Origin of the sequence: Enemella evansiae, assembly GCF_004362375.1 — a bacterium.
Taxonomy (GTDB): domain Bacteria; phylum Actinomycetota; class Actinomycetes; order Propionibacteriales; family Propionibacteriaceae; genus Enemella; species Enemella evansiae.
Map to the genome: position 1 here is coordinate 145,269 of NZ_SNXA01000012.1, position 23,677 is coordinate 168,945.

Here is a 23,677-nt window from a genome sequence, read left to right on the forward strand (position 1 = left end):
GTCACTCCACGAACGACAGCTCGAAGCTGCCGAAGCGGCCCCAGTCGCCGGTGATGGTCTCACCGCCGGCGATCGGCAGGGGATCGGTGCAGACCCCGGTGGTCACGAATTGTCCTGCCTGCACGGTGATTCCGGCCGCCGAGAGTTCGTTGACCAGCCAGGTCAGTGCGATCCGCGGGTCGCCGAGGGCGTTGCTGCTGCGACCGGGATGCACGATGCCGTTGCTGTTGCTCGCGCGGACCTCGACGGCGCTCAGGTCGGCGTTCTTCCAGTCCTGCTCGGTGGCGGGTCGCAGCGCCAGCCGATGCCCGCAGGCGTTGTCCAGGATCAGCGGCAGGGTGCCGACCGCGGCCACGTCGGCGTACCGGGTGCTGGGCAGCTCCCAGGAGAGCAGCAGTTCGCCGGCGGCGTCGACCACTTCCTCGACGGTGTACGCCGCAGCGCGCGGCGCGAGCTCCCGGTCGAGCCGGAACGCGAACTCCAGCTCCGCCAGCCGCATTCTGTTCCCGGCAAGGGAAATGGGTCGATCGGGGTCCACCAGCATCGCCTCGCTGGTCAAACCGCCGAGCGGCCCGTCCACCTGCAGGTGCCGCTGCCCGGCGAGCGAGGTCGCGGCGATCTTCCACCCGGCGATCCGCTCGCCGCGCGCCCAGGCCGCCTGGGCGGCGTACGCCTCGGGGCGCGAGCTGGGCACCGCACCCGTCGGGAGCTCGCCGACCGGCTCACCGGATCGCTCGGCATCGATCAGCAACTGCACAGCATCCATGCGGGGCACTCTAGGTCGTCGGCTGGGACCGGCCGAGGCGTCTCGCGGCGCTGGCCGTCTCCTTGGTCACCTGCTCCACGCCGAGCGCACTGCCCAGCCCGAAGTCCGGCATGTTCACATAGACGCCCTCGACCGCTCCGGGCTGCACCTGGTACGTCTCGTGCCAGATGCCGACATCCCCGCTGGTGCCGATCAGCCGGTTGAAACCGCTCCAGGCCGGACGATGGTTCGCATCCGGGCGCGCGGCATAGCGCAACAGGTGCTCGGGGCTGCGCCAGTAGCTGAGCAGCAGGGTGGTCCGGCCGAACCAGTTGTGGAAACCGAGCAGACCGGACTCGGGATCGCGGGCGAGCTCGCGCAGCATCGGCGGCATCTGGCTGATCGTCCAGATGGTGCTGCCGAGCTTCCACCAGCGATTGACGCGCATTCCGATCAGGAAGACGGTGATCGGTTCGGTGACGGGTTCGTGGGTGAAGCGGCCGGTATTGAGCATCAGGCTCTCCAAGGTTTGGTAACGCTGTTACGAAACAGTGTTATGCAAGACTGGGTGAATGGCAAGACCCAGGACCCACGACGCCGGACTGGCCGATCGGCTGCTCGCCGAGGCCGCGGTCCTGGTGGCCGCCGACGGCCCGGACGGGCTCAGCCTGCGCCGGCTGGCCGACAACGCGCAGACCTCGACGACCGCGATCTACTCGCTGTTCGGCGGCAAGGACCAACTGCTGCTGGCACTCTTCGAACGGGCCTTCCGCAGCTTCGGCGCCAGCCAGCACGGGGTCGCCGCGGGTGACGACCCGGCCGCGGAACTGCTCGCCCTGGGCCGCGGTTACCGGCGCTGGGCGCTGGCCAATCCGCACCTGTTCCAGCTGATGTTCGGCCCCGGCGTGCAGCGCACCACCCCGGAGACCGAGCGGCTGGCCGAGCAGACCAAGGAACCCCTGCTCGCGGCGGTACGCCGGGCCCAGGCGGCCGGCCAGCTCGCCCCCGGCCACGACCCCGAGGTGGTCGCGCTCGGGCTGTGGGGGCAGGTGCACGGGCTGGTCACCCTGGAACTCACACTGGGGGACCGTGCCGCCGCCGGCCAGCAGGCTGAGCAGACCTTCGATGCCTGCCTTTCTGCCGCCCAGCGCGGTTGGGCGTAGGGTCGGCGCGTGATCATCGGAATCGGCGTCGACGTGTGCGCGGTCGACCGCTTCGCCGGCGCCTGCGAACGGCGGCCCGGGTTCGCCCGCCGCTTCCTGACCGCGGCCGAGGCGGAGCTGTCGATGGCCTCGATGGCCGGCCGGTACGCCGCCAAGGAGGCGCTCGCGAAGGCGCTGCGGATCGAACGCGGCCTCGGCTGGCAGGACGCCGAGGTGCTCGTCGACGAGTTCGGCCGGCCGTCGTTCGCCGTCACCGGCACCGTCGCGGCCCGTGCCGCCGAACTCGGCGTCGGTGCCATCCACCTCTCCCTGTCCCACGACGCCGGAATTGCGACCGCCTTCGTGGTCTGTGAGGCTTGATCCGTGCCCGAAGCGCCCGGAAAGAACCAGCGAATGCCGCAGCAGAGCGCGCCCAGCGTGGGACTGCTGGTGCTGCTGACCTTCAGCTTCGGCTTCCTGATCCTCAACGGCGCGCTGACCCTGACCGGCGGGCGGTCCATCGGCGGGCTGATCCTGCTCGGTGTCGGCGTCGTCGGCCTGATCCTGGCCCACATCCTCTACTGGCGGGCCCGGGCGCTGCAGCGGCGGCGGTCCTGAACCAGCCAGGTCTCCTTCTAGGCTTGCCGGCATGAGGTACGCCTACTCGACGCCCGCGATCCGCGCCGCGGAGGAACGCGCGATGGCCGAGGTCGGCGACGGCGCCCTGATGCAGCGGGCCGCCGCCGGACTGGCCGCCGTCTGCGGTGACCGATTGCGGCGCCGGCGCGGGCGCGTCACTGGCGCCCGGGTGCTGGTGGTCACCGGACCCGGCAACAACGGCGGCGATGGCCTGTACGCGGCCAGCCGGCTCGCCCGGCGTGGCGCGCAGGTCTTCGCGTGGCTGGTCACCGAGCAGGTGCACGGCGCAGCGTGGCGGGCCTTCGAGCGCGTCGGCGGGCGCCGGCTGAACACCGAGCAGACGTTGCGCCGGATCGCGGCGGGGGACTTCGACCAGGTGATCGACGCCGGCTTCGGCATCGGTGGCCGGGCCGGACTTTCGGGCGACCTCGCCCGGATCGCCGACGCCACCCGCGGCGGACCCGCCGACGTGGTCGCGGTCGACCTGCCCTCGGGCCTGGATGCCGACAGTGCGCGCGCCGGTGAGACCTGTTTCCCGGCCGATGCCACCGTCACCTTCGGCGCCCGGAAACCCTGCCTGCTCAGCGAACCCGCGCGATCGCTCGCCGGTGCGGTGACCCTGGTCGACATCGGCCTGCCACTCGACCCGGGGGAGGCCGAGCTGGCCCAGTGGGAGCTGCCCGAGCTGGCCGCGGCCTGGCCGTATCCGGGCCCGACCAGCGACAAGTACGCCCGCGGTGTGGTGGGCATCGACGCCGGATCCGCGCACTATCCCGGTGCCGGGCTGCTGGCCGTCGGCGGCGCCGTGCACGCCGGCCCGGGCATGGTCCGCTTCCTCGGTGACGAACGCGCGGGATCGATTGTGGTGCAGCGATTCCCGAACGTGGTCACCGCCGCGGGCCGCTGCCAGGCCTACCTGCTCGGACCCGGCTGGGGGGCCCGCGACGACGCCCGCACCACCATTGACTCGGTGCTCGCCACCGGCCTGCCGGTGGTCCTCGACGCCGACGCCCTGCGGCACCTGCCGCAGCGCCGGCTCGAGCACGCGCTGCTCACCCCGCACGCCGGCGAACTGGCGCGGTTGCTCGAGGTCGACCGGGACCGGGTGGAGGCCGATCCACGGTGGGCGGTGCGGACCGCGGCCGAACGCACCGGCGCCACCGTGCTGCTCAAGGGTGCCACCCAATATGTCGCCCGAGCCGGTGAAAACCTCGTGCACACAGCGATTCCGGGCCCTGCCTGGACGGCCCAGGCCGGCTCCGGTGACACCCTCGCCGGGGTCTGCGCGACCCTCCTCGCGGCCGGGTTGGCGCCCCGCGACGCCGCCCTGGCCGCGGCCAGCCTGCAGGCGTACACCGCCGCCCAGCACCCCGGCCCGTGGCCGCCGCAGGAACTCGCCGAACGGTTCCCCGCGGTGATCGCCTCACTGTCGAAGGAGCGGCCATGATCGACCCCGACACCGCCAGCGCGGAGATCGACCTGGTGGCGTACGCCGCGAACCTGCGCGCGATCGCCGACCTGGTCGCCCCGGCCCAGGTGATGGCGGTGCTGAAAGCCGACGCCTACGGCCACGGCATGCTCACCTGCGCCGCCGCGGCCCGGGACGCGGGAGTGCCCTGGCTCGGGGTGGTCACCCTCGGTGAGGCGCTCGCCGTGCGGGCGACGGGGGACCGCGGCCGGCTGCTCGCCTGGATGTATGGCCCGGCGGAGGAGCTGGCGCCCGCGATCGCCGCCGACGTCGACCTCGGCGTACACCGACTCGACCAGTTGGACCGAGTGGTCGCCGCCGCCGCCAGCGCCGGCCGACCCGCCCGGGTGCACCTGAAGATCGACACCGGGCTGTCCCGCAACGGCGCCCCGGTGGGTCTCTGGTCGGAACTGACCGCCGCCGCAGCGGCAGCCGAACGGGCCGGAAACCTCACGGTGGTGGCGATCTGGTCGCACTTCATCGCCTCCGACGACCTGTCGCTGCCCGCCACCAAGCGGCAGGTGGCGGTGTTCGAGGAGGCGGTGGCCACCGCCCGGGAGGCCGGACTGGACCCCGAACTGCTGCACCTGGCGAACTCGGCGGGTGCGCTGCAGGTGCCCGAATCCCGTTACGACCTGGTCCGCGTGGGGATCGCCTCCTATGGCGTCGACCCGGGGGAGGGGGTCGCCGCCGGCGCCGGGGTCGAGCTGCGCCCGGTGCTGCGGCTGCGGGCCCGGCTGGTGAACGTGAAACGGGTCCGCGCCGGGGCCACCGTCTCCTACGGGGCGACCTGGACCGCCGAGCAGGACACGGTGCTCGGGCTGGTTCCGCTCGGGTACGCCGACGGCATCCCGCGGCATGCCAGCAATGTGGCCGAGGTTGAGGTGGGCGGCCGCCGGGTACCGGTCCGGGGACGGATCTGCATGGACCAGTTCGTGGTGGATCTGGGGCCGGACGCCACCGAGGAGCCGGGTGCTGAGGTCACCCTTTTCGGCGGACCCGCCAGCCCCAGCGCCGAGGACTGGGCGGAGGTCTGTGGCACCATCGGCTACGAGATCGTGACCAGGATCGGTGCCCGGGTACCCCGGGTGACCGCCGGGTCGGACACCCCCGTCCAAGGAGGCTGACCAGAGTGAGTCCCGCGCGTGGTTCGCGGTTGGCGCAGGGTATCGGTCTGGTGACCGGGATCGCCGCCCTCACCGCGGGTGCGGTGGCCACCGGCTGGGAACTGGAGCGCCGGGTCGTCGGGCAGAAGCTGGCGAAGCGCCGCGAACTGCCCGCCGAGGCGTTCTTCACCCTGCGCGCCCCCGGACCGGAGGTGGTGACCCCCGACGGCGTACGCCTGCACGTCGAGGTCGACGAACCGGGCCCCGACGCCGACCCCGAGGCGGTGACGGTGGTGTTGGTGCACGGCTACGTGCTCTCGCTGCACTGCTGGCACTTCCAGCGCAAACACTTCCGCGGCAGTCGCAAGGTCGTCCTCTACGACCAGCGCAGCCACGGCCGCTCCAGCCGCTCCAAGCCGCGGTTCTGCCGGATCAGCCAGCTCGCCAAGGACCTCAAGCGGGTGCTCGATGCGACCACCGAACCCGATGAGAAGGTGGTGCTGATCGGCCATTCGATGGGTGGCATGACCATCCAGCAGTTCGCCCGGCAGTATCCGAAGCTGATCGGCACCAAGGTGGTCGGCGCCGGACTGCTCGCGACCTCCTCGGGGAATCTGGCCCAGCACTCGATCGTGCCCGGCATCTCCGGTGAGCTGTTCCCGCGGCTGGCCGAACCGATCCTGTCGGTCACCAACCGCATCCCGGCGCTGATCGAACGCTCCCGCCGGGTCTCCACCGATGTGTCGTTCGTGATCACCCGGCGGATGGGTTACGGATCGCAGGTGCCGGCGGAATACGTCGACTTCCTCAGCGAGATGGTCGCCAGCACCCCGATGGAGGTGGTGGCCGACTTCTATCCGGCCTTCGCCGAGTTCGACGGTCGGCGGTCGATGCCGGTGCTGTCGCGGATCGAGACCGCGGTGATCGGCGGCGAGAAGGACTCGATCGTGCCGGTGGAGCACACCGACCGGATCATCGAACAGTTGCCGGGGGCCGACTCGTTGATCGTCCCCGATTCGGGCCACATGGGCATCGTCGAGCACCACCAGGCCTACAACGAGGTCCTCGACCATCTCGTCGAACGAGCCGAACGCAAGCACGCCGGCTGAGCGCCCTTCGTCTCGTCGCTGGCGCTCCTCGCTCAGGAACCGCGAGGAACGAGCGAGTCGAAGCCACTTGCCCGGCGTACACACCCGGTGAATCGGACAGCTTCCCGAGCCGCGGGCCGGAAGGCGGTGGGATCAGGCGGCGGCGTAGCTGACCGCGTCGATCGCTTCCTGGTAGTGCATCACCAGCTGCGCGCAGGTGGTCTCCCAGGTGCGGTGCTCGACGGCCTCGCGCGCCTTGCGGGCGAAGGTGGCGCGCTTGAAGTCGTCGCCGAGCAGGTCACGGACGTGGGCGCGCATCCCGGCCAGGTTGCCGGGCTCGTAGAGCCAGCCGGTGTGCGAGGGGTCGATCAGGTCGATCGGGCCGCCGCGGGCCGGTGCGATGGTCGGTACGCCGGAGGCCTGGGCCTCCTGGATGGTCTGGCAGAAGGTCTCCAACTCACCCGGCGCCACGAACAGGTCGAACGAGGCCATCGCCCGCGGCAACTCGTCACCGGTGAGCTGACCGAGGAAGACCGCATGCGGCAGGATCCGCCGCAGTTCGTCCATCCGCGGGCCCTTGCCGACGATCACGGTCCGGGTGCCCGGCAGATCGGCCAGCACCTCCAGGTCGTCGACCTGCTTCTCCGGCGCCAGTCGCCCGACATAGCCGATGATCTTCTCGCCGTTCGGCGCCCAGGACCGGCGCAGCGCCTCGTCCCGTTTGCCCGGCTGGAACCGCACCGAGTCGACACCGCGGCCCCACAGTCCGACGCGCTGCACGCCGAGCCCGACCAGCTGCTGGCGGGCATAGGTCGAGGGCGCCAGGGTCATGGTGGCCAGCTGGTGCACGTTGCGGACCCACTTCCAGAGCAGCTGCTCGGCCTGCGGGATGCCGTAACGGGTCACATAGGTGGGGATCTCGGTCTGGTAGATCGCGACGCTCGGCAGGCCCATCCGGTGCGCGGCCAGTCCGGCGCGCTGGCCCAGCGCGAAGGGCGCGGCCAGGTGCACCACATCGGGGTTGAAGTCGGCGAAGATGCGCTCGAAGCGCCACTGGGGGGTGGTCGACAGCTGCACGTCGGCGTACCCGGGCAGCGCCACCGAGGTCACCGGCACCACCGGGAAACCGGCGTACTCCTTCGGCGCCCGTCCGCTGTGGGAGGGCGCGATCACCATCGCCTCGTGCCCGGTCGCGCGGAGGTGCTCGAGCACCCGCATCACCGAGTGCGTCACTCCGTTGATCTGGGGCAGGAAGGATTCGGTCACAATGGCTACCCGCACATCCCCAACGTAGCCCGCCGCAGGCAAAGACCCCCCACCGTGGAGTCGTCGTGTCCGCCAACAGCAGGTGACGAGTTGGTTGCGATCTCCTCGACTGGGTGATAACGGTCCGGGCTGCTAGACTGTTCGCTTGCGATCGGGCGGTACGCCGACCCGGTCCCCGACTGCGCAGCGCAGCTCGGGACAGAATTAGTTTCGAATCAGACATGGGTGACTCCCTGACGGGGGGCCCGAGGTTCGTCTTCCGCCACCAACTCTGCATCGCAGCACGCCGGGCCTGCCCGGCGTTCGGGGCCGCTGACGTACCTACCAGCGGACCGATGCGTCCAGAGATGAGTGAGTTGTGTCCAAACGCCCCACGACCAAGGTGCGGAGCAAGACGGCCCCGGGCAAGAGCCGTCCCAAGAGTTTCAAGGCCGACGGTACGCCGAAGAAGCGCTGGAGCGCTTCCGAGCGTTCCGAGCGCGGCCATGCCCCGCGCCGCAGCGGCGGCAAGCCCCGTGTCGAGCGGGATCGTTTCGAGCGGTCGAGTGAGGAGCGGCGTACGCCGGATCGCCGCGGTCGGTCGTTTGCGAAGGTCGAGCCCCGCCAGGACCGGGATTTCCGTGATCGTGACGATCGTCGGGATTTCCGCAGCCGTGACGACCGGCGGGATTTCCGGGACCGGGATGATCGACGTACCGACCGCCGGGACTTCCGCGATCGTGATGACCGCCGGAACTTCCGCGACCGGGATGACCGGCGTACCGACCGTCGCGACTTCCGCGACCGTGATGATCGTCGGGATTTCCGCAGCCGTGACGACCGCCGGGACTTCCGGGACCGGGACGACCGGCGTACCGACCGTCGCGACTTCCGCGATCGCGATGACCGCCGCGATTTCCGCAGCCGTGACGATCGCCGCGATTTCCGCGACCGCGACGACCGACGGGACAACCGCCGGGACTTCCGCGGCCAGGATGATCGGCGTCCGCGCAGCAAGGAACGCTTCACCGGTGAGAAGTTCGGTGCCGGCCACCACCGCGACGACCGTCGCCGCACCGAGCGCCGCGAGCAGTTCCGTGACGAGCCGCGCCACGACCAGCTCGAGGAGCTGGAGCACGCCGACACGATGTCCTGGGAGCCGACCGAGGCGACCGTGACCGCGGCCGCGCCGGTCGCCGATCAGCCCGAGGTCGACGCCGACGCCCCCGGTTTCGGCGACCTCGGCCTGCCCGAGCAGCTGGTCTCCTCGCTGACCCGGCAGGGCATCACCACCCCGTTCCCGATCCAGGCGGCCACCATCCCCGATGCCCTCGAGGGCAAGGATGTGCTGGGCCGCGGCCGGACCGGCTCGGGCAAGACCCTCGGCTTCGGCCTGCCGCTGCTCACCCGGCTCGCGAACACCGATGCCGACCCGAACGGCCGCCCCGGTGCGGTCGTGCTGGTACCGACCCGCGAGCTCGCCCTGCAGGTCGCCGACGTGCTCGCCCCGCTGGGCAAGGAGCTCGGCCTGAGCGTCACCCTGGTCGCCGGTGGGATGGCCTTCGGCCCGCAGATCAAGGCCTTCGACCGCGGTGTCGACGTCGTCGTCGCCACCCCGGGCCGGCTGATCGACCTGATGGACCAGGGCGTCGCCGACCTCACCCAGGTCAAGATCACCGTGCTCGACGAGGCCGACCACATGGCCGACCTGGGCTTCCTGCCCGATGTCACCACGATCCTCGACGCCATCCCCACCGATGGGCAGCGACTGCTGTTCTCGGCCACCCTGGATCGCGGCATCGACCGGCTCGTCCGGGCGTATCTGCACGATCCGGTGACCCATGAGGTGGATGCCGCCAAGGCCGCGGTGAACACGATGGAGCATCGGGTGCTGCACGTGCTGCCGCACGACAAGAACGCCGCCACCGCAGCGATCGCCAACCGCGAGGGCCGCACGGTGATCTTCGTCCGCACCCAGCTCGGCGCGGACCGGGTCGCCGAGCAGCTGCGCAGCGCCGGCGTCACCGCCGGCGCCCTGCACGGCGGGCTGACCCAGGGCGCCCGCGCCCGGATCCTGGCCGCCTTCAAGGACGGCACCCTGCCGGTGCTGGTCGCCACCGATGTCGCGGCCCGCGGCATCCACGTCGACGAGGTCTCCCTGGTGCTCCAGGTCGATCCGCCGATGGGTCCCAAGGACTACCTGCACCGCGCCGGCCGCACGGCTCGCGCCGGCGGTACCGGGATCGTCGCCTCGATCGTGCTGCCGCACCAGCGCAAGCAGATGCGTCGGATCACCGGTCAGGCCGGAGTGAAGGTCGAACCGGTCGAGGTGCGCCCCGAGGGTGACCTGCTGACCGAGTTGACCGGTGCCCGGACGCCGAGCGGCGCGCCGGTCACCGAGGAGGAGTACGCCAAGCTGGTCGCCCCGCGGCGTGAGGCGCGCGGGCCGAAGAAGCGCCGGCCGGCCTGGGGCCGGGATTCCGGTGATCGCCAGGGTGGCCGCGGGCGCGGCCAGGATCGCCGTTCCGGCGGTCCGCGCGGTCGCGCCGGACATGGTTCCCGCGGCCCGCGGAGCCGGGAGGGCTGACCGTGGAGCATGCGGCAACCGAACCGGATGGACCGATCCTGGATCTCGCCGTGGTCGAGGTCGCCGACGCCGCGGGCGTGGTCCAGGTGATCCATGCCGCGTTCGGGGCCCGGGCCCAGGTCGATCCGCCGCCGCCCGCGCTCTCGGAGACCGCCGAATCGGTGGCCGCCGAGATCGCCCGCGGTACCGGTGTGGTGGCCCGGGTCGACGGCCAGTTGGCCGGGGTGATCCTGCTGCCGCCGCCGGATCCCGGACAGCCCGGGGTGACCCGGTTGCAGCGGGTCTCGGTGCATCCGGCGTACCAGCGGCACGGTGTCGCCACCGCGATGGTCGAGGCGGTCTGCGAACTCGCCACCGAGCTGGGCTACGTCCGCGCGGAACTCTTTGCCCGCAAGGAGTTCCCGCAGGTCGTCGGCTGGTGGCGGCACCGCGGATTCGAGATCGCCCGCGAGCTGGAGCACGGTTACGACTTCGCCCGGGAGCTGCCGCTGCGGGTCGTCGTGCCCGATGCCGAGGCGATGCGTGCGTTGGGGGTACGCCTGGCCGCGATCCTGCGTCCGGGTGACCTGCTGATCGCCACCGGTGACCTGGGGGCGGGCAAGACCACCCTGACCCAGGGCATCGGTGCCGGGCTCGGAGTCACCGAACCGGTGATCTCGCCGACCTTCGTGCTCTCCCGGGTCTATCCGACCACCGACGGACGGCCCGAGCTGGTGCATGTGGACGCCTACCGTCTCGGGGATGCCGCCGAACTGGACGACATCGACCTGGACGCCGACACCGATCACTCGGTGACCGTCGTCGAGTGGGGCGCCGGGCTCGCCGAACAACTCGCCGACGAGCGGCTGGAGATCGAGATCCGCCGCGGCGACGACCCCGCCGACGAGACCCGCGAGGTCTGGCTCACCGGCATCGGCCCGCGCTGGGTCGAACTGCGCGAATCCCTGGGAGGGCAGGATGACTGAGGTCACTCCCACGTCGGTTGAGCGAGCGAGGGACGAGCGAGTCGAAACCACCCCAGCCCGCGTCCTCGGTATCGACACCGCCACCGACGTCCGCGTCGGGGTCGCGGTCGATGGTGAGATCGTCGCCCGCGCCGAGCTCGCCGACAGCCGCCAGCACGTCGAGCAGCTCACCCCGCTGATCGCCGCCGCCCTCGCCGAGGCGGGGTTGCGACCCGCCGAGCTGGACCTGGTCTGTATCGGCCTCGGCCCGGGTCCCTTCACCGGCCTGCGCGTCGGGATCGCCGCGGCGCAGGTGCTGGCCGCGGTCAATGACATCGGCCTGCACGGTGTCTGCAGTCTCGACGTGCTCGCCGCCCAGGCCGTGCGTACGCCCGGGTTCTCTGCCCCTGAAGGATTCCTGGCCGTCACCGATGCGCGCCGCAAGGAGGTCTACTGGGCGGCGTACGCCCCGGACGGCACCCGTCGCGAGGGCCCGTCGGTCAACGCGCCCACCGACCTGCCCGCGCTGCCGGTGGTCGGGCCGGGTGCGGTGCTGGTGACCGGCGAGCCCGGTCCGATCGACCACCTGGACGCCGGCCTGCTCGCCGCACTCAACACCGGACTGCCCGCCGCGGGGACCGAGCCGCTCTATCTGCGCCGCCCCGACGCCGCCGTCGCCACCCGCCGGAAGTCCGCGCTGCCCACCAACCGGCCGCGCCTGCGAGGTAGGCGCCCCGAGGGCCAGCAGGCGCCGCGATGACCACCCGACCCGCCGAGCCGGCCGACCTGGCCGCCATCACCGCCCTCGAGGAATCCGGTTTCGAGGTGAAGGAACGCTGGAGCGAGCGTGCCTGGGCCGAGGAACTCGCCGCGGACAACCGGATCGTGCTCGTCGTCGGCGATCCGGTGCACGCCGTCGCCACGGTGCAGCACGTCGGTGAGGTGGCCGAGCTGAATCGGATCGTGGTCGCCCCTGCCGCGCGCGGCCGGGGAGTGGCGAGCGCACTGCTGAGCGCCGGGATCGTGGCCGCGACCGAACTCGACTGCACCGAGTTGCTGCTGGAGGTCCGCCACGACAACGTGCCGGCGCTGCGGCTCTATCGCGGCCATCGGTTCACCGAGATCGCCCGGCGGGCCGGATACTACGGTCAGGGCGTGGATGCGGTGATCATGCGCCGCGAACTGGATACCGCCGAGCTGGAGGAGGCGTCGTGAGCGAACCCCTGATCCTGGGCATCGAGTCCTCCTGCGACGAGACCGGGGTGGCCCTGGTCCGGGGTCGCGAGCTGCTCGCCAACGAGGTGGCCTCCTCGGTCGACCAGCACGTCCGCTTCGGCGGCGTGGTGCCCGAGGTGGCCAGCCGGGCGCACCTGGAGGCGATGCTGCCGACCCTGCGCCGTGCCGCGGACAGCGCCGGGGTGAAACTCTCCGACATCGACGGGGTGGCGGTCACCGCCGGGCCCGGGTTGATGGGTGCGCTGGTGGTCGGCATCTCCGCCGCCAAGGCGCTGGCGTACGCCCTGGACAAGCCGCTCTACGGGGTGAATCACCTGGCGGCGCACTGTGCGGTCGACCTGCTCGATCACGGCCCGCTGCCGGCCCAGACGGTCGCGCTGCTGGTGTCCGGTGGGCACACCTCGCTGCTCAAGGTGGACGGTATCGACCAGATCACTCAGCTCGGCGCCACCATCGACGACGCCGCGGGGGAGGCGTACGACAAGGTGGCCCGGTTGCTCGGCCTGGCCTATCCCGGTGGTCCGGTGATCGATGCCCGCGCCAAGAACGGCGATCCGACCGCGATCCGCTTCCCGCGCGGGCTCACCGCCCGGCACGATCTGGCCAAGCACCGTTACGATTTTTCCTTCTCCGGTTTGAAAACCGCCGTCGCGCGCTGGGTCGAGACGGCCGAACGCGACGGCCGCGAGGTGCCGGTCGACGATGTCTGCGCCAGCTTCCAGGAGGCCGTCTGCGATGTGTTGTCGGCCAAGGCGGTCGCCGCCTGCACCGACCACGGCATCGACGACCTGCTGATCGGCGGCGGGGTGGCCGCCAACTCGCGGCTGCGGGCCCTGCTGGAGGAGCGCTGCGCGGCCGCCGGGATCACCCTGCGCCGGCCCCGACCGGCGCTGTGCACCGACAACGGCGCGATGATCGCCGCCCTGGCCGCGGAGCTGATCGAGCGGGGCGGGCAGCCGTCCGGGCTGGAGTTCGGGGCGGACTCCGGGCTGCCGGTCTCCCGCGTCCTGGTCTGAGCCCCGGAGCGATGGGCATGGACGCCGCGCTGGCCCACCGGCTGGTCGCCGAACCGTCGGCCCTGACCGCCGCGATGGGCCAACCCGATCCGGACTCGCTGGCCGCCGCGACCGCGCTGCGCCGCGACTTCGACCCGGAGCTGGCGACCGCCGCGCTCGGTCAGGCCGCCCTGCGGCACCGGGCCCGCACCAAATTCGGCGCCGCCGCGGAGCAGATGTTCCTCACCCCGGTCGGCCTGGAGCAGGCCACCCGCCCCGAGGTCGCCCGCTGGCGGGCCGCGCGGCTGGTGGCGGCCGGGGTACGCCGGGTCGCCGATCTGGGCTGTGGACTGGGCAGCGATGCCCGAGCGTTCGCCGAAGCCGGGCTCGAGGTGCTGGCGGTGGAGGCCGATGAGGCGACCGCGGTGCTGGCGGAGGCCAACCTCGCCGACCTGCCCGGGGTCACCGTCCGGCACGCCCGCGCCGAGGAGATCGAGCTGGCCGCCGACCAGGTCGCCTTCGGCGATCCGGCCCGCCGCCGCGGCGCCGAGCGCAGCTGGCGGATCGAGGATTTCCAACCAGCGTGGGATTTCGTGACCGGACTGTTGCAGCGCAGCGCGGGCGCGATGCTGAAGCTGGGCCCGGGTCTGCCGCACCGACTCATCCCCGACGGGGTCGGTGCCGAGTGGATCTCCCACGACGGCAGCGCGGTCGAGGTGACCCTCACCTCCGCGGTGCTCGCGGATCCGGTCCGTGCGGCGGTGCTGCTGCCGGCGGGGGAGCGGATCGTCGCCAGCGAGGTGCCGCTGCCGGTGACCGGGGTGGGGGCGTACCTGCTGGAACCCGACCCGGCGGTGATCCGCAGCGGTGCGGTGCCGGCGCTGGCCGCCGAGCTGGGTGCGACCCGGCTGGCGGACCAGATCGCCTATCTGAGTGCCGAGGAGCCGATCAACAGCCCGTTCGCGACGGCCTTCGAGGTGCTGGAGGTGCTGCCGTACAAGGAGAAGACGCTGCGTTCCTGGGTCCGCGAGCACCGGATCGGCACCCTGGAGATCAAGAAGCGCGGCCTCGAGCTGGACCCGGCCGTGCTGCGCCGCCGGTTGCGGCCCAGCGGGCCCGAACGGGCCACCCTGGTGCTCACCCCGACCCCCGAAGGGGCGCGGGCACTGGTGGTGCGCCGCGCTGGGTAGGCTGGCACCGATTCGAGGAGGGCCATGACTATCCCCAGCACGATGCGCGCCAGCGTGCTCACCGCGCCCCGCCGACTCATCATCGAGGAACGCCAGGTGCCCGAACCCGGTCCCGGTGAGGTGCTGCTCCGGGTCGAGTCCGCCGCCGTCTCCGGATCCGATGTGAACCTCTGGTCCCGCGGCCGCGGCACCAACACCACCCTCAGCGGACCGGTGGTGCTGGGGCGTACCGCCTCGGGACGGGTGGTCGCCGTGGGCGAAGGGGTCTCGCCGGATCGGATCGGGGAACTGGTCGCGATCGAGCCACTGCTGTGCTGCCGCCGCTGCGCGATGTGCCACGCCGGGCGGTACAACCTGTGCGAACAGATCTGCTTCCTCGGTACGCCCGGGCACGACGGGGTCTTCCGGGAATATCTGACGCTGGCCGCGGACTTCGCCCACCCGGTCCCCGAACAGCTTTCGGCCGACGCGGCCGCGCTGATCGAACCGATGTCGGTCGGGTTGGCCGCGCTGCGCAAGGCCCATGTCGGGGCCGGCTCCCGGGTGCTGATCACCGGCGCCGGCCCGATCGGGCTGACCACGGTCGCGGTCGCCAAGGCGCTCGGCGCCACCGACATCACCGTCACCGACCTGTCCGCGGGGCGGCTGGAGCAGGCCGCCGCGGTCGGTGCCACCAGTGTCCTGGACATGACCTCGATGCGGTCCCGGATGCCGGAGACCCACTTCGACGCGTTCATCGAATGCTCCGGCTCACCGGCGGCGCTGCGTCGCGGTTTCCCCGCGATCCGCCCCGCCGGCCGAGTGGTGCTGGTCGGTCGCGGCCCGGAGGAGGTGGCGATCCCGATGGGCCTGATGCAGAACCACGAGCTGACCGTGATCGGTTCGTTCCGGTACGCCAACACCTTCGCCACGGCGATCGACCTGGCCGCCGCCGGCATGGTCGATCTGGACGGCCTGGTGGGGGAGCACTACGGGCTCGACCAGGTGGAGGAATCCCTGGACAGCACCCGGCACGCCGCCGGGCTCAAGTCGATGGTGCACCCGGGCCGCTGAGACCCGTCGGCTGAGCGAGCATCGGGACGAAGCCACCTCCCGGGCATCGGTAGGCGTACCAACGACAACGCCGGCCGATCTCCGAGGAGACCGACCGGCGTTCCGGCGTACATCTTGACCCGCTTCCCCCGGCTTCGCTGCGCCGGGGTCCGCTACTCGAGGTAGGTCAGGCGGCGCCGAGCTGGCCCGACTTCAGCTTCTCGGCGAAGTCGGGGTTCTGCTCGAGCCACTTGGCCACGGCGGCGTCGTTGTCCTTGCCGTCGAACTCGTCGGGGCTCATCATGAAGTTCTCCAGATCGGAGAGCTGCTTGTCGTTCAGCTGCAGGTTCTTGATGATCTGAGCGGCCTTCGGGTTGTCCTGGGCGAACTTCTTGCTGCTCGCCGAGTTGATCACCTCGGTGCCACCCATGGCACCCTTCGGATCCTCCAGGTCACGCATCGGGTAGGCGCTGTAGGCCCAGTGCGGGCGCCACAGGGTGACCGCGACGTTCTCGTTGGCGGAGGTGGCCTTCTTGACCTGGGCCAGCATCGCCGGGGTGGAGGAGACGACGAACTGCATCTTGTCCAGCCCGTATTCCGGGATCGCCTTCTCCTTTGTCTGCTTGGTCAGACCCGCACCCGGCTCGATGCCGTAGAGCTTGCCGCCGTACTGGTCCGACATCGTCGCCAGGTCCTCGATCGACTTGGCCGGCGAGCTGTCATTGACCGCCATGGTGAGCTTGGCGTTGTCGTACCAGCAGCCGAGCTGCTCCAGCTGGTCGCCGAACTGCTGCAGGTACTGCGGGTGGGTGACCGGCATCCAGACATCGGTGATCACATCGATATCGCCCTTGGCGGTGCCGGCGAAGGCCGGGGCCGCCTCGTAGGCGTCGACCTTGACGTTGTAACCCTCCTTGGTCAGCACCGCCTTGAGCAGGTGCGCGGTGGCGAAGGACTCGTCCCAGCCGTTGAAGGCACCGATGGTGATGTCCTTGTCCTTGTCCTCGCCCTGGATGTCGGCGACGTTCTTCGCCGAGCTGCCGGGCTTGCACTCGCCCCAGGTCTTGGCGTAGTCGGCCGTCGCGGCATTGGAGGCGCCGGAGCCGCCGGGGGCGGCGGTGCCGCCGCCACTGTTCGAGGCGCCGCAGCCGGCCAGCAGCAGGGAGCCGGCGAGGACGGCCGCGGGGGCCACGAGGTGCTTCTTCTTCATCGGAGTTCCTTTCCTTCGAGGTGGGGTTCGGCGACATTGCCGGAGGTCTTCTCGGTAGCGGGGTTGTCGGCGTCGGCCTCGGTGACCTGCGCCGGGTCCCCGGTGGTGCGGCGGCGGGAGCGCCGCTTGGTGCTGGTGACGGCCGCGGACACCCGGTCCAGATAGATCGCGATGATCACCACCGCGATGCCGGCGTCGATGCCGAGCGGCACGTTCAGCGAGCTCAGCGAACCGACGACATCGCCACCCAGTCCGCCGGCGCCGGCCATGCCGGCCAGCACGACCATCGACAGGGCGAGCATGATCACCTGGTTGACGCCGGCCATGATCGTCGGCAGCGCGACCGGGATCTGGATCCGGCGCAGGATCCGGCCGGGGGTGTCGCCGAACGACTGGCCGGCCTCGACGAGCTCCTTGTCGACCCCGCGGATGGCGAGTTCGGTCAGGCGTACGCCGGGCGGCATGGCGAAGATCAGGGTCGCGATCGCACCCGGGGTGGGGCCGATGCCGAAGATGGTGATCGCCGGGATCAGATAGACCATCGCCGGCATCGTCTGCATCAGGTCCAGGATCGGCTTCACGATCCGGGAGACGGTGTCGTTGCGGGCCGCCCAGATCCCCAACGGGATGGACAGCAGCAGCGCGAGCACCACCGCCAGCAGGACCAGCGAGATCGTCTGCATCGCGTGCTCCCACAGGTCGAACCCGCGGATCACGTAGAAGCCGATCGCGGTGAACAGCGGGAGCTTCCAGGACAGCGTCGCGAACCCGGCGAGCGCGGCCAGCACGATGATGACCACCCAGTAGGGCAGGCTGTTCAGACCCTCGGAGAGGCTGGTGTAGAGGAAGCCCAGCACTCCCTGGATCACGTCGAAGACGACCGCCAGATTCGTCTGCAACCACTCGATCGCGTCGGCGACGGCGTCCCCGACCGGGAAGCTCGGGTTGAGCGGATCGAAGTTCACTGCGCAGCTCCCTTCGTGGCGGCGGGGCTCGGGGTGGCCGGTTCGACAGGTTGTGCCGGTCGGGCCGGGGTGGGTGCGGGCGGGGCCGTCGGCGCCTCGGCCGGTGTGGCCAGCGAATCGAGCATCCGGTCCCGGCTGAGCAGCCCGACCCGTTCGCCGCGGCGGTTGAAGATGAGCAGCGGTTGCTCCTGGGTCGCGGCCACCCCGAACAGCTCACCGATCGGCGTACCGCGCTTCACCGGTGCATGCTGCGGGGTGATCAGATCGGCGGCGGTGCCGTCGGCGTCCACCGCGTCGCGGAGCAGCACGACCCCCAGGAACTGGCCGTCGCGGCGTACCGAACCCGCGGTGTGACCGAGCCGGACCAGTTCGGTGGCGACCTGGCTGGCCGGGGTGTCGGCCGCGAAATCGGGGGCGGTGTCGTCGGCGACCATGCCGGCGGTGAGGACCCGGCTGCGGTCCACATCGGCGGTGAAGCGGGACACGTAGTCGTTGGCCGGGTTGGTCAGGATCTGGGTCGCGGTGCCGATCTGGACGATCTCACCGCGGCGCATGATCGCCACCCGGTCGCCCAGGCGCATCGCCTCGTTGAGGTCGTGGGTGATGAACACGATCGTCTTGCCGAGCTCCTCCTGCAGCTCCAGCAGCTGGCTCTGCAGGTCGGCGCGGATCACCGGGTCGAGGGCGGAGAAGGCCTCGTCCATCAGCAGGATGTCGGTCTCGGCGGCCAGCGCGCGGGCCAGACCGACCCGCTGCTGCATCCCGCCGGACAGCTCGCTCGGCAGCTTGGTCTCCACACCCTGCAGACCGACCCGGGAGATCCAGTACGCCGCCCGCTCCTCGCGCTCGGCGCGGGGGACCTTGCGCACCTCGAGGCCGTAGCCGACGTTGGCGAGCACGTTGCGGTTGGGCAGCAGGCCGAAATGCTGGAAGACCATCGAGATCTCATCGCGCCGGATCCGCCGCAGTTCGGCCGGATCGGCGGTGGTCAGATTGGCGCCGTTGATCAGCACGGTGCCGGCGGTCGGGGTGTTCAGCCCGTTCAGCATCCGGATCAGCGTGGACTTGCCGGAGCCGGACAGTCCCATCACCACGAAGGTCTCCCCGCGGGCGACCTCGAAGCTCGCGTCGAGGACGGCGGCCGTCCCGGCGACACCGGTCGGGTCGAAGTCACCGGCCCTGATCCGGCGGGCGACGGTGGCCTCATCGCGACCGAAGTACTTGTAGAGGTTTTGGGCGACGATGGACGGGGTAAATGGTTCGTCGGTGGGGTGTGATCCATCTGGTGCGGTCACGGTCACGCGGGCTCCTTCCGGGCAGGCGGGCTGTGCGGTACGCCAAGCCGGGCGGCCGCCGGATGGGGCGAGGCGCCACGGGGGGTGCGGCGTACTCCGGCGGACCGATCCACCTTAGGACGCCGAATCGGTCGGTCCGAGCCATGAGGACCCGTTCAGGTACACCGCCAGGTGCTCAGTCGGCGGCTGACTAGGAGTAATACCGTTATCAGACGTTACCAACGTGTTATATCGCTGCGGCGTGGTCGGCGTACTCGGAACCGGTTTTGGCACTCGGGTTGCCCGAGTGCCAGCGCGACGGTAGATTCAGAGTTGGCACTCTCGAGGCGAGGGTGCCAGCAGCTTGGGACGGCACCCGCGACGACGCCCCGGGACTGTGGACAACCAGAAATCCCCAAACATGAAAGGGGCCTGACGTGGCAGTCACGATCAAGCCGCTCGAGGACCGCGTCCTCGTCCAGCCGCTCGAGGCCGAGCAGACCACCGCTTCCGGTCTGGTCATCCCGGACACCGCCAAGGAGAAGCCGCAGGAGGGCAAGGTGCTCAGCATCGGCCCGGGTCGCGTCGATGACAAGGGTCAGCGCGTACCGATGGACGTCGCCGAGGGCGATGTCGTGATCTTCTCCAAGTACGGCGGCACCGAGGTCAAGTACGACGGGCAGGAGCTGCTGCTCCTCAATGCCCGCGACATCCTCGCCGTCGTTTCCAAGTGAGCCAGGAGTAATACATGCCCAAGATCCTTCAGTTCGACGAGGAGGCGCGGCGCTCGCTCGAGCGTGGCGTCGACGTCCTCGCCAACACCGTGAAGGTGACCCTCGGTCCCAAGGGCCGGTACGTCGTGCTCGACAAGAAGTGGGGCGCCCCCACGATCACCAACGACGGCGTGACCGTCGCTCGTGACGTCGAGCTCGACGATCCCTACGAGAACCTTGGCGCCCAGCTCGCCAAGGAGGTCGCCACCAAGACCAACGACATCGCCGGCGATGGCACCACCACCGCCACCGTGCTGGCCCAGGCCCTGGTGCACGAGGGCCTGCGGGCCGTCGCCTCGGGTGCCAACCCGGTCGGCCTGAAGCGCGGTATCGACGCCGCCGTGGCGAAGGTCGTCGAGCAGCTGCACGCCGACTCGCGCGAGGTGCAGTCCACCGACGACATGGCCAAGGTGGCCACCATCTCCTCCCGCGATGAGGAGATCGGCAAGCTGATCGCCGACGCCTTCGACAAGGTCGGCAAGGACGGCGTGATCACCGTCGACGAGTCGCAGACCTTCGGCACCGAGCTCGAGTTCACCGAGGGCATGCAGTTCGACAAGGGTTACCTGTCGCCCTACTTCGTCACCGATGCCGACCGCATGGAGGCCGTGCTCGAGGATCCCTACATCCTCATCAACAGCGGCAAGATCTCCTCGATGAACGAGCTGCTGCCGCTGCTGGAGAAGGTCATCGGCGCCGGCAAGAGCCTGTTCATCGTCGCCGAGGACGTCGAGGGTGAGGCGCTGTCCACCCTGGTCGTCAACAAGATCCGCGGCACCTTCACCTCGGTCGCGGTCAAGGCCCCGGCCTTCGGTGATCGCCGCAAGGCCATGCTCGAGGACATCGCGATCCTCACCGGCGGCCAGGTCATCTCTCCCGAGGTGGGCCTCAAGCTCGACCAGGTCGGGCTCGAGGTGCTCGGCCGCGCTCGTCGCGTGGTCGTCACCAAGGACAACACCACGATCGTCGACGGTGCGGGGGAGTCCTCCGAGGTCGAGGCGCGCGTTTCGCAGCTCCGTCAGGAGATCGAGCGCACCGACTCCGACTGGGACCGCGAGAAGCTGCAGGAGCGGGTCGCCAAGCTCGCCGGCGGCGTCTGCGTGATCAAGGTCGGCGCCGCCACCGAGGTGGAGCTCAAGGAGAAGAAGCACCGTATCGAGGACGCCGTCTCGGCGACCCGGGCGGCCATCGAGGAGGGCATCGTGGCCGGCGGCGGTTCCGCGCTGATCCACGCCGCCAAGGTCCTCGACGGCGATCTGGGTCTCTCCGGTGACGACGCGATCGGTGCCCGGATCGTGGCCAAGTCGGTCGTCGAGCCGCTGCGCTGGATCGCCGAGAACGGTGGCGAGCAGGGTTACGTCGTCTGCGCCAAGGTCGCCGAGCTGCCGACCAACGATGGCTGGAACGGCGCCACCGGCGAATACGGGAACCTGATCGACGCCGGTGTCATCGACCCGGTCAAGGTCACCCGCTCCGCGCTGGCCAACGCCGCCTCGATCGCCTCGCTGCTGCTCACCACCGAGACCCTGGTGGTGGAGAAGCCCGAGGACGACGAGGAAGAGGACCACAGCCACTGAGCTGAGCCTTCCGGTTCTCACGTGGGGCCGCCCCGGTTCGTACCGGGGCGGCCCTGCTGTTTCTCGTCGGCTCGCGCGCGGCGCGCCCCATCACCCCCACCCCCGCCGCAAGATGTCAGGGGTTATGCACACTTCCGCTGCCGCACACTGTCAGATCGGCCGTAAGCGTTCGCCGGCTCGAATCGCGATCGATCGACAACGAGGGGCTGCAGAACCCGTCCTGGCAGACCGTGCTGGATCGGCCCCACGATCCCCGGCCGGAGAATCATCTGGTGATTGACACCTGGAGGCTTCGCCGACCGAGACCGTCCTGACCGCATGGTCGAACCCCAGAATGCGTCCCTCGTGATCCACGTCCGACGAGAGCATGCGGGTCTGCGGCTTGCGGCGGAGTACGCGGGGTGGATTCTGGGGTTCGACCACTCGGTAACTGCGGCCTAGCATGGCGACGGTGGACGAGGAGGAGGGCGTACGCCTGCCCGGCGGCAATGTTGCCGGGGCGTACCGGGTCGGCGACACGGTACGCCGGGAGATCGGCCCGTGGACCCCCGCGGTGCACGCGCTCCTGGACCACCTCGCGGCCCGGCGTACCCCATGCGTGCCGCGGGTGCACGGGATCGACCACCGGGGCCGGGAGATCCTCGACTTCCTGCCCGGCCGCATCATCGACGTCGACCAGGACCGGCTCACCGATGCCCAACTGATCGAGCTCACCCGGTTCGCCGTGCGCCTGCACCGCGACACCGCCGACTTCACCCACCCCGGCCCCTGGCGATTTCCCGGGCCGCCGCAGGCGAGCGGTATCGGACACAACGACCTGGCGCCCTACAACGTCTGCTTCGACGGGGACCGGCTCACCGGGGTGTTCGACTGGGACCTGGCGGGCCCGACCACCCCGGCGCTGGAACTGGGCATGATCGCCTGGACCGCGGTCCCGCTGTTCACCCCGGACCCGCTCGAGGAGCAGGCGTACCGGCTCCAGCTGATCGCCGACACCCACGGCGGGATCACCGCCCACGAACTCATCGACGCGACCTTGGAGCGCACCCGGCTCGCGATCGAGGGCATCACCGCCGCGGTCGCTGCCGGTGATGCGGGGATGATCCACCTGGCCGAGACGGCCGGTGAGCCGACCCGGATGAGCCGGGCGCGCCAGGCACTCATCGAACGGTGCCCGCAGCTTCGCCGCGCGCTCGGCCGCCGCGGACGCTGAGCAGCGTGAGCCAGCCGGCGACCAGGGCGCCCAGCCCCGCGAGGCCGGCGGCGGCCGTGATGAACCCCGCCGACCCGAGGGCGAGGGTGCCGAGCAGCGCGGTGCCGACCGCGACACCGGCGTTCATCGAGGCGTTGTTCCAGCTCACCGCGGCGGCCCGGCGGTCGCTGAAGGTGATCCCCAGCATGGCCTGCGCGGTGCTGTAGCACGCCCCACCGGCTGCGCACCAGATCAGCAGACCGAGCACCGCCGGTACCACCGCATCGACCGCCAGCGTGCCGACGATCGCGGCCGCGAGCAGCACCGCCCACCCGATCAACGGCGCAGCCAGCGGCCGGCCGGTGGTACGCCACCGATCGATCACCGGGCCGGCCAGCAGCGACCCGGACATCGACCCCGCACCGACCGCCGCACCCAGCGCACCGAGGGCGGCCAGGCCGAAGCCGTAACGCTGACCGAAGATCACCCCGACATAGCTGTACGCCCCGATCCGCGCCGCCTGGGTCAACGTGGTGGCGGCCAGTGTCCCGAGGAAGTCCCGGTACCGCCACAGCCCCAGCGAGGCCCGGATCGCCGCGCCCCGGGTCCGTCGCGGGCGCGCGGCACCGGCCGGGTCGCGGAGGCGTACCGCGATCGCCAGCCAGCTGATCGCCAACCAGCCGGCGATCACCACGAACGGCAGCCGCCACCCGGTGGCCGCCGCCAGCAGGCTGCCCAGCGGGACACCGACGATCTGCCCGCCGGCATACAGCGCCGCACCGACCGAGATCGCCCGACCCTTCTGGTGGGCGGCCGCGGTCTCCCCGAGCAGGGCCCAGATCGCCGGCGCGGCCAGCCCGCCACCGATCCCGCTGACCGCATGGGCGGCCACCAGAACCGGCAGGGTCGGCGCCAGCGCACAGCCGAGATCGCCGAGGGCGAAGATGGCGACGCCGGCCAGGATCACCCGGCGGGGGCTGAGCCCCTCGGTCAGTGCGGCGAGCAGCGGACTGGACACCGCGTACCCGAGCACGTAACCGCTGATCACCCAGGCCGCGCTCGCCTCACCCACCCCGAAATCGCGGGCGATCAGCCCCAGCAGGGGAGGGACCAGGAAGAGCTCGGCGCCCATCGCGAAGAAGACCGCATGCACCAGCGCGTGCTGTGGCCAGGGGGTCCGCTCGGCGGCCGTGGGGGCATTCGACGCAGTGAGTTCCATGCCTCAACCGTGTGCCGGTGACACCGCCCGATGCCAATACCGATTGCTAC

The 23,677-nt window shown here is 70.9% G+C and carries 23 protein-coding genes; 16 read left to right on the top strand and 7 right to left on the bottom strand.

The features are described 5' to 3' along the window. Position 1: 1 nt before the first annotated feature. Positions 2-766, bottom strand: coding sequence for a 2-keto-4-pentenoate hydratase (locus C8D81_RS16925; RefSeq protein WP_133626442.1), 765 nt, complete (start codon positions 764-766; stop codon positions 2-4). Positions 767-776: 10 nt separating this feature from the next. Further along, a complete protein-coding gene (locus tag C8D81_RS16930) occupies positions 777-1,259 on the bottom strand; it encodes a DUF4188 domain-containing protein (protein ID WP_094432407.1) in 483 nt (160 codons plus the stop codon). Positions 1,260-1,317: 58 nt separating this feature from the next. On the opposite strand from C8D81_RS16930, the gene C8D81_RS16935 reads away from it, so the two are divergent. Genes C8D81_RS16935 through C8D81_RS16960 form a run of 6 tightly spaced genes read left to right on the top strand, consistent with a single transcriptional unit; the run spans position 1,318 to position 6,209 of the window. Beyond that, complete coding sequence (locus C8D81_RS16935; protein WP_133626443.1) at positions 1,318-1,908, top strand: TetR/AcrR family transcriptional regulator; 591 nt, start codon at positions 1,318-1,320, stop codon at positions 1,906-1,908. Between the two features lie 9 nt (positions 1,909-1,917). Continuing rightward, positions 1,918-2,268 (top strand): holo-ACP synthase, encoded by a 351-nt coding sequence (locus C8D81_RS16940; protein ID WP_094400022.1) that lies wholly within the window; start codon positions 1,918-1,920, stop codon positions 2,266-2,268. A 33-nt stretch (positions 2,269-2,301) separates the two neighbouring features. Then, positions 2,302-2,505: a hypothetical protein gene (locus tag C8D81_RS16945; RefSeq protein ID WP_094359844.1), complete on the top strand. Its 204-nt coding sequence runs from the start codon at positions 2,302-2,304 to the stop codon at positions 2,503-2,505. Between the two features lie 31 nt (positions 2,506-2,536). After that, positions 2,537-3,973 carry an NAD(P)H-hydrate epimerase gene (locus C8D81_RS16950; protein ID WP_133626444.1) on the top strand — a complete coding sequence of 479 codons (1,437 nt, stop codon included), beginning with the start codon at positions 2,537-2,539 and terminating at the stop codon, positions 3,971-3,973. After that, positions 3,970-5,121: an alanine racemase gene (alr, locus tag C8D81_RS16955; protein WP_133626445.1), complete on the top strand. Its 1,152-nt coding sequence runs from the start codon at positions 3,970-3,972 to the stop codon at positions 5,119-5,121. The genes C8D81_RS16950 and alr overlap by 4 nt, the downstream gene beginning before the upstream one ends. Positions 5,122-5,126: 5 nt before the next feature. Beyond that, a complete protein-coding gene (locus C8D81_RS16960; RefSeq protein WP_166646863.1) occupies positions 5,127-6,209 on the top strand; it encodes an alpha/beta fold hydrolase in 1,083 nt (360 codons plus the stop codon). Positions 6,210-6,341: 132 nt separating this feature from the next. Here C8D81_RS16960 and C8D81_RS16965 read toward each other — a convergent pair whose 3' ends face one another. Then, on the bottom strand, positions 6,342-7,469 hold the full coding sequence (locus C8D81_RS16965) for a glycosyltransferase family 4 protein (protein ID WP_094400016.1): 1,128 nt from the start codon (positions 7,467-7,469) through the stop codon (positions 6,342-6,344). A 343-nt stretch (positions 7,470-7,812) separates the two neighbouring features. On the opposite strand from C8D81_RS16965, the gene C8D81_RS16970 reads away from it, so the two are divergent. Genes C8D81_RS16970 through C8D81_RS17000 form a run of 7 tightly spaced genes read left to right on the top strand, consistent with a single transcriptional unit; the run spans position 7,813 to position 15,438 of the window. Further along, positions 7,813-10,020 (top strand): DEAD/DEAH box helicase, encoded by a 2,208-nt coding sequence (locus tag C8D81_RS16970; protein WP_133626446.1) that lies wholly within the window; start codon positions 7,813-7,815, stop codon positions 10,018-10,020. 2 nt (positions 10,021-10,022) lie between these two features. Next, entirely contained in the window at positions 10,023-10,985 is a 963-nt protein-coding gene (gene tsaE, locus C8D81_RS16975) for a tRNA (adenosine(37)-N6)-threonylcarbamoyltransferase complex ATPase subunit type 1 TsaE (protein ID WP_229237978.1), read from the top strand. Beyond that, a complete protein-coding gene (tsaB, locus tag C8D81_RS16980; RefSeq protein WP_133626447.1) occupies positions 10,978-11,724 on the top strand; it encodes a tRNA (adenosine(37)-N6)-threonylcarbamoyltransferase complex dimerization subunit type 1 TsaB in 747 nt (248 codons plus the stop codon). The genes tsaE and tsaB overlap by 8 nt, the downstream gene beginning before the upstream one ends. Next, positions 11,721-12,179, top strand: coding sequence for a GNAT family N-acetyltransferase (locus tag C8D81_RS16985; protein WP_133626448.1), 459 nt, complete (start codon positions 11,721-11,723; stop codon positions 12,177-12,179). The genes tsaB and C8D81_RS16985 overlap by 4 nt, the downstream gene beginning before the upstream one ends. Beyond that, a complete protein-coding gene (tsaD, locus tag C8D81_RS16990) occupies positions 12,176-13,216 on the top strand; it encodes a tRNA (adenosine(37)-N6)-threonylcarbamoyltransferase complex transferase subunit TsaD (RefSeq protein WP_094400010.1) in 1,041 nt (346 codons plus the stop codon). The genes C8D81_RS16985 and tsaD overlap by 4 nt, the downstream gene beginning before the upstream one ends. A 17-nt stretch (positions 13,217-13,233) precedes the next feature. Continuing rightward, positions 13,234-14,385 carry a class I SAM-dependent methyltransferase gene (locus C8D81_RS21040; protein ID WP_166646864.1) on the top strand — a complete coding sequence of 384 codons (1,152 nt, stop codon included), beginning with the start codon at positions 13,234-13,236 and terminating at the stop codon, positions 14,383-14,385. A 24-nt stretch (positions 14,386-14,409) separates the two neighbouring features. After that, the gene (locus C8D81_RS17000) at positions 14,410-15,438 is read left to right on the top strand and encodes an NAD(P)-dependent alcohol dehydrogenase (protein WP_208109362.1); all 1,029 of its coding nucleotides are present in this window, start codon (positions 14,410-14,412) and stop codon (positions 15,436-15,438) included. 166 nt (positions 15,439-15,604) lie between these two features. Here C8D81_RS17000 and C8D81_RS17005 read toward each other — a convergent pair whose 3' ends face one another. The 3 genes from C8D81_RS17005 to C8D81_RS17015 are packed head-to-tail and all read right to left on the bottom strand — an operon-like array spanning position 15,605 to position 18,887. Next, the gene (locus C8D81_RS17005; RefSeq protein WP_094432437.1) at positions 15,605-16,627 is read right to left on the bottom strand and encodes a glycine betaine ABC transporter substrate-binding protein; all 1,023 of its coding nucleotides are present in this window, start codon (positions 16,625-16,627) and stop codon (positions 15,605-15,607) included. Continuing rightward, the gene (locus C8D81_RS17010) at positions 16,624-17,592 is read right to left on the bottom strand and encodes an ABC transporter permease (protein ID WP_094432440.1); all 969 of its coding nucleotides are present in this window, start codon (positions 17,590-17,592) and stop codon (positions 16,624-16,626) included. The genes C8D81_RS17005 and C8D81_RS17010 overlap by 4 nt, the downstream gene beginning before the upstream one ends. After that, positions 17,589-18,887 carry a quaternary amine ABC transporter ATP-binding protein gene (locus C8D81_RS17015; protein ID WP_229119674.1) on the bottom strand — a complete coding sequence of 433 codons (1,299 nt, stop codon included), beginning with the start codon at positions 18,885-18,887 and terminating at the stop codon, positions 17,589-17,591. The genes C8D81_RS17010 and C8D81_RS17015 overlap by 4 nt, the downstream gene beginning before the upstream one ends. A 416-nt stretch (positions 18,888-19,303) precedes the next feature. On the opposite strand from C8D81_RS17015, the gene groES reads away from it, so the two are divergent. From groES to C8D81_RS17030, 3 genes are all read left to right on the top strand, one after another. After that, on the top strand, positions 19,304-19,600 hold the full coding sequence (groES, locus tag C8D81_RS17020) for a co-chaperone GroES (protein ID WP_094359870.1): 297 nt from the start codon (positions 19,304-19,306) through the stop codon (positions 19,598-19,600). Between the two features lie 14 nt (positions 19,601-19,614). Then, positions 19,615-21,216: a chaperonin GroEL gene (gene groL, locus C8D81_RS17025; RefSeq protein ID WP_094432442.1), complete on the top strand. Its 1,602-nt coding sequence runs from the start codon at positions 19,615-19,617 to the stop codon at positions 21,214-21,216. Positions 21,217-21,667: 451 nt separating this feature from the next. After that, entirely contained in the window at positions 21,668-22,429 is a 762-nt protein-coding gene (locus tag C8D81_RS17030; RefSeq protein WP_133626449.1) for a phosphotransferase, read from the top strand. On the opposite strand, the gene C8D81_RS17035 is transcribed toward C8D81_RS17030, so the two are convergent. Further along, positions 22,377-23,627, bottom strand: coding sequence for an MFS transporter (locus tag C8D81_RS17035; RefSeq protein ID WP_133626450.1), 1,251 nt, complete (start codon positions 23,625-23,627; stop codon positions 22,377-22,379). The two genes, C8D81_RS17030 and C8D81_RS17035, sit on opposite strands and share 53 nt — an antisense overlap. Between the last annotated feature and the right edge of the window lie 50 nt (positions 23,628-23,677).